12 protein-coding genes are annotated in these 11344 nt (G+C 55.0%); 4 read left to right on the top strand and 8 right to left on the bottom strand.

The features are described from left to right. Nucleotides 1–14 precede the first annotated feature (14 nt). A complete protein-coding gene (purD, locus tag KO486_RS06050; protein ID WP_216036354.1) occupies nucleotides 15–1277 on the top strand; it encodes a phosphoribosylamine--glycine ligase in 1263 nt (420 codons plus the stop codon). 74 nt (nucleotides 1278–1351) lie between these two features. On the opposite strand, the gene KO486_RS06045 is transcribed toward purD, so the two are convergent. The 5 genes from KO486_RS06045 to KO486_RS06025 form a co-directional block, all read right to left on the bottom strand. Further along, nucleotides 1352–1864: a CarD family transcriptional regulator gene (locus tag KO486_RS06045; RefSeq protein WP_216036353.1), complete on the bottom strand. Its 513-nt coding sequence runs from the start codon at nucleotides 1862–1864 to the stop codon at nucleotides 1352–1354. 173 nt (nucleotides 1865–2037) lie between these two features. Beyond that, entirely contained in the window at nucleotides 2038–2373 is a 336-nt protein-coding gene (fdxA, locus tag KO486_RS06040) for a ferredoxin FdxA (protein WP_216036352.1), read from the bottom strand. Nucleotides 2374–2463: 90 nt separating this feature from the next. Next, nucleotides 2464–2829: an RNA-binding S4 domain-containing protein gene (locus KO486_RS06035; RefSeq protein ID WP_216036351.1), complete on the bottom strand. Its 366-nt coding sequence runs from the start codon at nucleotides 2827–2829 to the stop codon at nucleotides 2464–2466. Continuing rightward, entirely contained in the window at nucleotides 2826–5519 is a 2694-nt protein-coding gene (locus tag KO486_RS06030) for a helicase-related protein (protein WP_216036350.1), read from the bottom strand. Before KO486_RS06030 ends, KO486_RS06035 begins: the two co-directional genes overlap by 4 nt. Before the next feature lie 21 nt (nucleotides 5520–5540). After that, complete coding sequence (locus KO486_RS06025) at nucleotides 5541–6122, bottom strand: hypothetical protein (RefSeq protein ID WP_216036349.1); 582 nt, start codon at nucleotides 6120–6122, stop codon at nucleotides 5541–5543. A gap of 74 nt (nucleotides 6123–6196) precedes the next feature. Between KO486_RS06025 and KO486_RS06020 the strand changes: the two genes are divergently transcribed. The 3 genes from KO486_RS06020 to KO486_RS06010 all read left to right on the top strand — a co-directional run bounded on the left by KO486_RS06020 (nucleotide 6197) and on the right by KO486_RS06010 (nucleotide 9365). After that, a complete protein-coding gene (locus tag KO486_RS06020) occupies nucleotides 6197–6487 on the top strand; it encodes an SCP2 sterol-binding domain-containing protein (protein WP_216036348.1) in 291 nt (96 codons plus the stop codon). A 1-nt stretch (nucleotide 6488) separates the two neighbouring features. Next, complete coding sequence (locus KO486_RS06015) at nucleotides 6489–7436, top strand: alpha/beta hydrolase (protein WP_216036347.1); 948 nt, start codon at nucleotides 6489–6491, stop codon at nucleotides 7434–7436. An 84-nt stretch (nucleotides 7437–7520) separates the two neighbouring features. Next, nucleotides 7521–9365: a M3 family oligoendopeptidase gene (locus tag KO486_RS06010; protein WP_216036346.1), complete on the top strand. Its 1845-nt coding sequence runs from the start codon at nucleotides 7521–7523 to the stop codon at nucleotides 9363–9365. A gap of 105 nt (nucleotides 9366–9470) precedes the next feature. Here KO486_RS06010 and KO486_RS06005 read toward each other — a convergent pair whose 3' ends face one another. The 3 genes from KO486_RS06005 to KO486_RS05995 form a co-directional block, all read right to left on the bottom strand. Further along, complete coding sequence (locus tag KO486_RS06005) at nucleotides 9471–9785, bottom strand: DUF4389 domain-containing protein (protein WP_216036345.1); 315 nt, start codon at nucleotides 9783–9785, stop codon at nucleotides 9471–9473. Nucleotides 9786–9908: 123 nt separating this feature from the next. After that, nucleotides 9909–10805: an RNA polymerase sigma factor RpoH gene (gene rpoH / locus KO486_RS06000; RefSeq protein ID WP_216036344.1), complete on the bottom strand. Its 897-nt coding sequence runs from the start codon at nucleotides 10803–10805 to the stop codon at nucleotides 9909–9911. Between the two features lie 209 nt (nucleotides 10806–11014). Then, entirely contained in the window at nucleotides 11015–11341 is a 327-nt protein-coding gene (locus KO486_RS05995; protein ID WP_216036343.1) for a hypothetical protein, read from the bottom strand. Between the last annotated feature and the right edge of the window lie 3 nt (nucleotides 11342–11344).

Here is an 11344-nt window from a genome sequence, read left to right as displayed (position 1 = left end):
AAGGGAATTGCCAGATGAACATCCTGATCTTGGGCGGCGGCGGACGCGAACACAGCCTTGCATGGGCCGTAAAACAGAACCCCAAATGTGATCGCTTGATTGTAGCACCAGGAAACGCTGGCATTGCCCAAATCGCCGATTGTGCTGCCATCAACATTGAAGACGGGGATGCTGTGGCGTCCTTTTGCGTCGAGAACAAAATCGACTTCGTCATCATCGGGCCAGAAGCGCCGCTTGCTGCGGGCGTCGCTGATACGCTGCGTGCTGACGGGGTGTTGGTGTTTGGCTGTTCCAAAGCGGCCGCACAGCTGGAATCATCCAAGTCCTTTACCAAGGCGATTTGCGATGCCTGCGATGCGCCAACCGCTGGCTATGCGCATTTTACGGAAGCTGAGGCGGCTAAGGCTTATGTCACGCAGCAAGGCGCACCAATCGTCATCAAAGCCGACGGCCTTGCGGCGGGCAAAGGTGTCGTTGTGGCTATGGAGCTGGAAACAGCACTTGCTGCGGTGGATGACATGCTCGGTGGCCAATTTGGCGAAGCCGGTGCTGAGGTCGTGATCGAAGAATTCATGACCGGCGAAGAAGCCTCGTTCTTTATTTTATGTGACGGCAAAACCGTTCTGCCTGTTGGCACGGCCCAAGACCACAAACGCGCCTTTGACGGTGACGAAGGCCCGAACACCGGCGGCATGGGCGCCTATTCCCCTGCCCCTGTCCTGACAGACGCAATCGCCGAGAAAGCCTTGGCCGAAATCGTGCGCCCGACTGTGGCCGAAATGGCCGCGCGTGGCACACCGTTCGAAGGCATCCTTTACGCGGGCCTGATGATCGAAAACGGCCAGCCCCGCCTTGTGGAATACAACGTTCGGTTCGGTGATCCGGAATGTCAGGTCTTGATGATGCGCTTGGGGGCTCAGGCGCTTGATCTGCTTTTGGCCTGCGCCGAAAACCGACTGGATGAAGTCACGCCAAACTGGGCGGACGATCACGCGATGACAATTGTCATGGCGGCGGATGGCTACCCCGGGGCTTATGAAAAAGGTAGCGTGATTAACGGTTTGAGTGCCCTGCCTGAGACGTCTTTGGAAATGACGTTCCACGCAGGCACGGCAGAAAAAGACGGCCAAGTCATTGCAACTGGTGGGCGCGTTTTGAACGTCACGGCACGGGGCGCGACACTCAAAGACGCCCACGCAAAGGCCTATGACATGACGCGTCAAATCGATTGGCCCGAAGGGTTCTATCGCACTGACATCGGGCACCGCGCCCTCTAAGGCCGCGCCTTAGACACAAAAAAACCCACGCTTTCGTTGGTGAAAGCGCGGGTTTTTTATTGTCTGAAAGACACTTAAGCAGCGGATGCGCGGCTTTGCAGTGTTTCCATGATCTCGGCGTTGGCATCTGTTTCGTTGCCATTGCCGACTGCCGCGATTTCACGGGTCAGGCGTTCCAATGCAGCCTCATAGAGCTGGCGTTCGGAATAGCTTTGCTCACGTTGATCATCGGCGCGGTGCAAATCGCGCACCACTTCGGCAATCGCGATCAGATCGCCGGAGTTGATCTTTTGCTCGTATTCCTGTGCGCGACGGGACCACATGGCTTTCTTGACCTTGGCCTTACCTTTAAGGGTTCTCATCGCGTCCGCAACAACGTCAGCAGAAGCAAGGCTACGCATTCCAACTTCTTCGGCTTTGTTGGTTGGAACGCGCAGGGTCATCTTGTCCTTTTCGAACGCGATCACGAACATTTCCAACTCAAAACCAGCAATTTCTTGTGTTTCAATCGAAACGATTTTTCCGACACCATGGGCCGGATAAACTACAAAATCGTTCGGGCTATAATCATACTTCTTCTTCGCCATGAGATTTCCTTTGCTCAAAGCAGCATCACCAGACGCAAAAAGACTGGCGGGGATCATTTGATCTCCGTCAGTGCATCTTCGGGTCTGGTTCAGCAATTACGCGGCATTGAAGCCACCATATCATAAAAAACGGCTGATTCCCACAGGAAACGAAAGCATTGCAACGTAGCGTTTTAGCCGCCTTCGCCGGGCGCTTCGGAGAACAGCTCCATCTTGCCTTCTTTGCCGTCCATCTCTTCGGCGTTCGGCAATTGGTCTTTCTTGGTGATGATGACCGGCCACATCTCGGAATACTTGCGGTTGAACTCTACCCACTTTTCCATGTCCGGCTCTGTGTCGGGGCGGATCGCGTCGGCAGGGCATTCTGGTTCGCACACACCACAATCGATGCACTCGTCTGGGTGGATCACCAACATGTTCTCACCCTCATAGAAGCAATCTACGGGGCAAACTTCGACACAGTCGGTGTATTTACAGGCGATGCAGTTATCGTTGACGATGTATGTCATGGGGCGTCCAAATATATGGGTGTAGAACTTGTTTCGCGACGTCTGTAACGCCCACCTGCCCTGCCTTCAAGGGCCGACATGGCGGCAGCGTCAACGCGACCCTTTCAGAATGTCCATATCGCGGCGGTCCTTCTTGGTCGGACGGCCACCAACCCTATGTTCTAAAGGGTTAACTTTCGGTTCTCGCGCTGGAGTCAAATCTTCGTATAGGGCTTGGGCTTCCGGTGCTGGACCACGTCGAACACCCAGTCCCACGACCTTAATCACCCGTACTTCGTCTTCTTTCGGGAAGGTCAGAACCACACCGGCGCTGATTGTGCGGCTCGGTTTGGAAACGGGTGTGCCATCAACACGACACCGCCCCGATTTGACCAGTGCTGCGGCCAGCCCGCGCGACTTAAAGAATCGCGCGTGCCAGAGCCATTTGTCTAAACGGAGTGTGTCCGCCTCGCTCAATCTTTCTTGAGCCCCGCCAAAGCAGCCGCGAACGGGTTGTCCGGATCGATGGCTTTTTCTTTCTTGGGTGGACGCGCAGAGAAGTTCTGCGCTTTGTCACGCTGGGGTTTGCCACCCTTTTTGCCGCCCTTGCCTTTTGGTGGGCCACGGCGCTGGGGTTTGTCACCTTGCGGACGTTGCTGACGCTTTGGTGCCCAAGAGATCGTGTAGAACACTTCCATTTCAGGGGCGTCTTCTTCGGCAGCGGCTGCCGTCTCACCCTCTGGGATCGGGTTGGCCGGCGCATCATCGGCTGGGGCCTCAACAACAGCCTTCACCTTCTCGCGTTCGCCCTTTTCAGCCTTATAACCAAGGCCTTCCATCAAGTTTGCGAATTGCTCCAGCGTCATACCTGTGATCGACAGCATATCAGCGGTCGCTTCAAATCCAGAACGTGTGTTCTGGTCGCGCAGCATATCGGCCAAGCGTTCCAACATATCGATGCGGATCGCACGCTCACCTGCGGCACGGTAGCCGGACATTGCGTAGGTTCCTGGCTCGAGGCCGGAAATCGTTGGCACCGTCACAAGACCCGGAGGAGGCGCTTCTGGGAAGTCCTGCAAGCCCTTGGAAAGAGACCACAAAACCAAACGAAGACGTGTCGGTGCAGGTTTTAGCAACAACGGCATAAAGATCGTGAACTGGCCGAAACGCACACCATGTTTGCGCAAAGCGCCACGGGCGTCTTGGTCCAATGCTTTGACGTCGTCAGCAACGTCGCCGCGTGGCAGAACGCCAAACCCTTCGGCCATTCGGAAGGCGAAACCCTTCGCGAGACCTGTCAGAGTTTCGTCAGCCTGCATTTTGATCATCGGCTCGAACGCCGATGCGATTTTGCGGTCAATGAAATGCTGCAAACGGCGCTGGACCTTTTCGGCCACATCAGCGCCTGCTTCGTCATCAACAAAGGCTTCGACGCGAGGCTTGAGCGGATCATCGCCACTGGTCAACTTACCGACAGCTTCGGCGCCCCACATCAGGCCACCTTGCTCGGTGAAATCAATCTCTGTGTCGGGGGCGTTGTAGAAACGATCCGCGCGCAGATGGAACTGCGGCGCCAACGCCTGAATGGACGCGGCGCGAATTGTTTTCGCCTCTTCCGCGCTGGCATCCTTATCTTGACGGAACCGGAAGCCCTCGATTTTACCAACAAACTGCCCTTCGACAGTCACTTCACCTTTGTCGTTTACGTCGGCCACGAGGCCCTCCTTTTGGTTGAGCCGGCGAAGCAGAACACTGGTCCGCCGGTCCACAAATCTTGCTGTCAGACGCTCATGAAGGGCATCTGATAAACGGTCTTCTACAGCGCGCGTCGCGTCACGCCAATGGCTTTCGTCTTGGACCCAGCCTTTGCGTTGCGCAACGTAGGTCCAAGTCCGGATATAGGCGAGTCTTTTGGACAGCGCGTCAATGTCACCATCCGTACGATCAATGCGATTCACCCGACCTGCCAGCCATTCATTTGGAACGCGGCCAGATTCGTGTAAGAAATTGTAAATCTCGGTCAAAAGCAGCGCATGTTCTGCATGGCTGATCCCCCGAAAATCTGGAATTCGGCACACATCCCATAACAATCGCACAGATGGGCCGTCAGTTGCCCGCGCTGCGACCTCTGCGTCGGCCGATAAAGCCTTGAGTGCGCCAAGATCATCGCTTTCGCGCACGCGGGACAACCACGGATCATCCGTTCTCTCTTCGAGCGTTTGTATCAACCGCGCGGTAGACCCGAATTGTAGCCGTGCATTGCGCCATTGCAGTTTTTTAACCGGCGCGAACTGGTTGTTTGAAATTGCATCGACAACGTCTTCGTCCAAAGTCGGGGCTTCGCCTGTGACGCCGAATGTGCCGTTGTTCATGTGACGCCCCGCCCGCCCCGCGATCTGCGCCAGCTCATTGGGCATCAAATGGCGCATGCGCCGGCCATCGAACTTGGTGAGGCTGGAAAACGCGACATGGTCGATGTCCAGATTGAGGCCCATCCCGATGGCATCCGTCGCCACAAGGTAGTCCACATCCCCATTTTGATACATTTCCACTTGGGCATTGCGGGTTCTGGGGCTTAATGCCCCCATAACCACCGCAGCACCGCCCTTTTGACGGCGCAAAAGCTCTGCGATGGCATAGCAATTCTCAACCGAAAACCCGACAATCGCCGCGCGCGGAGGCATGCGGCTTATCTTTTTGGAACCTGAATAGGTGAGCGTGCTGAAACGGTCCCGTTTCAGAAAATCGGCCTCGGGAACCATGGATGCAATCGCGCCCCACATGGTTTCAGCCCCCATGAAAAGGGTCTCTTGCAGGCCACGCATACGCAACAAGCGGTCCGTAAAGACATGGCCACGGTCAAGATCGGCGCACAGCTGGATTTCATCAATCGCAACGAAATCCGCGCCCATATCTTCGGGCATCGCTTCCACGGTGCAGACCCAATAGGCCGCACGCGGCGGCACGATACGTTCTTCGCCCGTGACCAGTGCCACAACGCTCGGGCCGCGGATCGCAACGATACGATCGTAAACCTCACGCGCCAACAGACGCAGCGGCAGACCAATAACACCCGTGCGATGCGCCAACATACGTTCGATTGCGTAGTGGGTTTTGCCCGTGTTTGTGGGCCCCAAGACAGCCGTGATCCGGCCTCGATTGGTCATAGTTACGATTCCGATACCGAATTAGAGAGCTTCGCCAGACAGTTGTATTTCCAGCCGTTCAATCATCGCCACAACTTCGGGGTCAGATGGGCTAAAGGCAGCAACACGGTGCCAAACTTCAAGCGCATCTTCTGGTCGTTCCAGTTCCTCGAGAATCACCGCAACCCCGATCATTGCCCCGAAGTGACGCGGTTCGAGCACCAAAACCTGCCGCAAATCATCAATTGCAGGGCCATAAAGCCCAAGTTGGTAATAAGCCGCAGCGCGGGCGTTATACCCTTCGGCGAAATTCGGCGCATGATCGACCAAAGCGCTGAAATGTTCCAAGGCGACCTCGGGCATGCCCACGTCGATGGCGTCTTCGCCACGGCGCAGCAGCAAATCCATCGCAGGCGATGCGCTTTTGCTCCATTCGGTCATGATCTGGTCTTCGATGCGGGCCACGTCCTCGGGTTCCGCGTCAAGCAGACGTTCAAATAGCGTATCCAAACGTTCGGTTTGTGACCAAACGGGTGTGGAAATCCCTACTCCAAAAAAAAGTGCCGTAAGGATAGAATTGAGAAGCTGTTTCTTAATGCCCATAGTGAGAGTGTAGCGCATCATGCGCATGATACCAGAGGGCCTGAACGCAAACTGTTCACAATACCGAGGCCCGCAACCGAAGGATTGACCAAACTATGAGCGACGTAATTTCCCAAGCTGTAACAGCCCTGAACGATAAAATCGGCGGTTCTGGCTTTGACGGCACAGCAAAGTTCGAAATCGAAGGCGAAGGCGCAATTGTTGTCGACGCTGACGGCGCGCGCGAATCTGATGACGAAGCAGATGTCATCTTGAGCGCTGATGCCGACACGTTCCAAGCGATTCTTGAGGGCGAACAAAACCCAACAGCGGCTTTCATGACCGGCAAACTGACAATTGATGGCGACATGGGCCTTGCCATGAAGCTCGCAGGAGCGTTGGCTTAACATGTCTCAAGCGGCCCCATACCATGCTGATATTGCAGGCAATCCCGACGGGATTTGCCATTGGTTGACCACAGTGGATGGGGTCCGCATTCGAGTAGGCCATTGGCCTGCCCCGAACGCTCTAGGGACTGTTTTGATTTTCCCAGGGCGTACTGAGTACATCGAAAAATATGGCCGCACCGCGACCGAACTTACAAAACGCGGATTTGCCTGTGTTGCGATTGACTGGCGTGGCCAGGGAATCGCGGATCGCCTGCTGCCCAATCGTGCGGTCGGCCATGTCGATGTCTTTGAAGACTACCAACTGGATGTGAAAGCCGCGCTTTTGCACGTCAAATCCCTTGGCCTGCCCGAGCCCTATCATCTGCTTGCCCATTCCATGGGGGGCTGCATCGGATTGCGGTCTCTATACGATGGTCTGCCCGTCAAATCCGCTGTGTTTTCTGCCCCTATGTGGGGAATCAAAATGTCCCCCGCGTTGCGACCAATCGCTTGGGGCCTTAGCTCGGTCAGCAAACAACTTGGTTTTGGTGGCGTGTTCGCCCCAGGTCAGCAAGCCGAAACATATGTGTTGCGCGCTACAGCCGACGACAACACGTTGACCTCTGACAGCACCAACTTTGATATTTTGCAGCAACAGCTGAAAGTGCAACCGGATCTGGCCCTTGGAGGCCCATCGTTGCATTGGCTAAATGAATCGTTGCGCGAAATGCGGGTACTGGCACAGCGCCCGTCCCCTGACATTCCGTGTCTGACGTTCCTTGGGTCCGATGAGGCCATCGTAGACCCGACCCGTATTTACGACCGCATGGCCAACTGGTCGAATGGCGAATTGGTGGTGCTTGAAAAAGGCCGTCACGAAGTGCTGATGGAAGTGCCTGACATTCGCACACGCGTTCTTGACGGTGCATCTGCGCTGTTTTCTGCACATTCACCGGAAATGGCCTGACTTTCTGACGCTCGCCCACACCGACCCATGGTCAAGCCGCCCACGCGCCCCTACATAAGGGGAAACACCAACACGTGAGGCGCTATGTCATTCCCAGTTTTCACCCCCCGTCCCGCAACTGATCCCCGTACGTTTGATGCGAACGCGTCATCTGGCGACGCATTTGGTGATCTGCCCGAATGGGATTTGACCGACCTGTACGCTAGCTCCGACGCCAAAGAACTTTTGAGCGATCTGGACTGGCTGGAAACGGCATGCAGCAGCTTTGCTGATGACTATGAAGGCAAACTTGGCGCCCTAGACGCTGCCGGATTGCTCGAAGCGGTCAAACGATATGAACAAATCGACATCACTGCGGGGCGGATCATGTCCTACGCAGGGTTACGTTACTATCAGCACACAACAGACGCGAAACGCGCACAGTTCATGTCCGACATGCAGGACAAGATCACCACATTCACGACCCCACTTGTGTTCTACGGGCTTGAGTTTAACCGCCTCGAAGACACGCATGTCGATGGTCTTCTCGCCGCCAATGCAGACCTCGCCCGCTATAAGCCCGTCATGGACCGAATGCGCGCGATGCGCCCCTATCAGTTGTCTGATGAGTTGGAAAAATTCCTGCATGATCAATCCGTTGTCGGCACATCCGCATGGAACAAACTGTTTGATGAAACCATCGCGGGACTGAAATTCACCGTAGACGGCGAAGAGTTAAACATCGAAGGCACGCTTAATTTGCTGTCCGAACAAGACCGCAGCAAACGCGAAGCAGGTGCACGCGAATTGGCCCGCGTTTTTGGGGAACAGGTCGGTCTGTTCGCTCGTGTCCACAACACCCTCGCCAAAGAAAAAGAGATCGAGGACCGCTGGCGCGGCATGCCATCCCCACAAGCAGGGCGGCACCTGTCCAACCACGTGGAACCCGAAGTGGTCGAAGCGCTGCGCAACGCCGTCGTTGATGCGTACCCACGTCTTTCGCACCGCTATTATGCGCTGAAAGCCAAGTGGATGGGCCTTGAGACAATGGAAGTTTGGGACCGCAACGCCCCGCTTCCTATGGAAGCCGATCGCACTGTTTCATGGGACGAAGCCGAAACCACAGTCATGGACGCCTACGCCGCTTTTGACCCGCGCATGGCCGAAATCGCCAAACCATTCTTTACAGACGGCTGGATCGATGCCGGCGTCAAAGAAGGCAAAGCGCCCGGTGCGTTTGCGCATCCAACTGTCACAACCGTGCACCCCTATGTCATGCTAAACTACCTCGGTAAGCCACGCGATGTCATGACGCTTGCCCATGAACTGGGTCACGGTGTGCATCAGGTTTTGGCCGCAGAACAAGGTGAATTGCTCAGCTCTACTCCACTGACCCTTGCTGAAACTGCCTCCGTCTTTGGGGAAATGCTGACGTTCCGCAAACTTCTGGATCAGGCGGAAACCCAAGAAGAACGCAAAGTTCTTCTCGCCGGTAAGGTCGAGGACATGATCAACACCGTCGTGCGACAGATCGCGTTCTATGACTTTGAATGCAAACTCCACGATGCACGCGGCAAAGGCGAACTCACTCCGGATGACATCAACGAACTCTGGATGTCCGTTCAAGGCGAAAGCCTCGGCCCCGTGTTTAACTTCATGGATGGCTATGAAACATTCTGGGCCTACATCCCGCACTTCGTCCACTCCCCCTTCTACGTCTACGCTTACGCGTTCGGCGACGGCCTCGTGAATGCACTTTATGCCGTTTATGAAGACATGGGCGACGCGTTCAAAGACAAGTACTTTGATATGCTCAAAGCTGGCGGGTCCAAGCACCACAAAGAATTGCTGGCCCCGTTTGGCCTAGACGCGTCTGACCCTAAATTCTGGGCCAAAGGTCTCGGCATGATCGAGTCCATGATCGACGAGCTGGAAGCAATGGAGGGCTAACACGCCCACCTGCCTTTGTTTCGAAAATACCTCGGGGGGAGTCGCTTCAGCGACGGGGGGCTGGCCCCCCTGACCCGCCCGCCGCAGGCGCTGACGACTTAAATGTCAGTCCAACTCGGTCCAGGGCCAAGGCTTCACTTCCGACGCCGCCGTCTGATAGCGGGTCGCCTTAGCGACCCAAATGCCGACGTCCGTTCCAAGCTCTGCAATCCGCTCGTTGGGCTGCTTGTTGCTCGCCAACATTATAACGAATTGAATCAACGCCAGCACACCAATCACCGTGCCCGCAAACGAGATCATGAACGCAATGATGATCATATAAATAAGACGTGTGAACAGGTTTTCCTGAACAGGTTCTTCCGGCTGTCGGCGGGACGTGTTTTCCGGCATCACGTCGTCAAATTCATTCGGATCGGCCATCGTTCGAATCTCCTTGTTCCGGCAAGTCTAGCGTTTGGCGTCCGCCGTATAAACCACAACAATATCGTTCACCCAAAACAAAAGGCGCCAACCTTGCGGTCGGCGCCTCTGCGGGAGGGAAGTTTATGCCGCTGGCAACATGCCCTTTTCGCGGGCCAATGTTTGCATCTTGGTTTGCAGTTTCTCAAACGCCCGTACTTCAATTTGGCGGATACGTTCTCGGCTTACGTCGTATTGACCGCTAAGTTCTTCAAGCGTCACCGCCTTTTCAGTGAGGCGGCGTTGCATCAGAATGTCTTTTTCACGGTCATTCAAAACGTCCATAGCCTCAGCCATAAGTTCGCGACGCATGTCGAGTTCGTCTTTTGCCTCGTAATCACCAGCTTGGTCGGCGGATTCATCTTCCAACCAATCCTGCCATTGCATGGTGCCTTCGCCCTCGGACCCGACAGTAGCGTTCAGCGATGCATCCCCACCGGACATTCGGCGGTTCATTGAAATCACTTCATCTTCTGTCACACCAAGATCGTTGGCGATGCGTTCGACGTTTTCAGGGCGCAGATCACCCTCTTCCAGCGCGCCAATACGGTTCTTGGCTTTACGCAGGTTAAAGAACAGCTTCTTTTGCGCGGACGTCGTACCAAGCTTAACCATAGACCAGCTGCGCAGCACGTATTCCTGAATGGACGCACGGATCCACCACATTGCGTAGGTCGCAAGGCGGAAGCCCTTTTCGGGGTCAAAACGTTTTACAGCCTGCATCAGGCCAACGTTCGCTTCCGAGATCACCTCAGCTTGTGGCAAACCGTAGCCACGATAGCCCATGGCGATTTTAGCTGCCAAACGCAGGTGTGATGTAACCATTTTATGGGCCGCTTCGGTGTCCTCATGGTCCACCCAGCGTTTGGCCAGCATATATTCTTCATCCGGTTCCAGCATTGGAAACTTGCGGATGTCTTGCATGTAGCGGTTCAACCCCTGCTCGGGTGATGGCGCCGGTAGATTTGAATAAGAGCTCATAGTGTCCCCCTAAATTAGTGTCGATCGCCGTTGTTTATATGGCGTAATGCCTATTATGTTTACGGCCTTAACATGGATATGGGTATGAAGCATGCCCAATTCAAGACCGTTTCGTTTAGTTTTCGTAAAATAGACTTAAGGGTGTGTGAACGGATAACCAGAGTTGTTTCTGCGCGCTCACGCACATGGGAAAGATTGTTTCAGTAGAATTATACCGAAACCTTACCCGTCGCATAAGTTTTGGGCAAAAACGCTAGCTCAACCGAACGGCTGCACGACTGCTCAATATGTTGGTCCACAACACTCGTCAGCTTTTCCAACAATGCCTGCATAAACGCGGCATCGCGATGTGGTTTGTCCAAAACCCGAACCGTGAGGAAAACATGGGTATGATTGAATTCAGCGGCCGGATAGGCGCGTCCCTTGCAGTCACCTGCCCCGCTATCAAAGTCACTTATCTCGGTTTCGATTGCAGCCAACAAAGCGGCCGCATCAATCTTCATATCCACCGAATATTTGAGATCAGCTTGGGGCATGGC

Source organism: Octadecabacter sp. B2R22 (assembly GCF_018861045.1).
Lineage (GTDB): Bacteria > Pseudomonadota > Alphaproteobacteria > Rhodobacterales > Rhodobacteraceae > Octadecabacter.
Note: the sequence above shows the minus strand (reverse complement) of the source record. Positions and strands in the feature narration are given on the sequence as shown.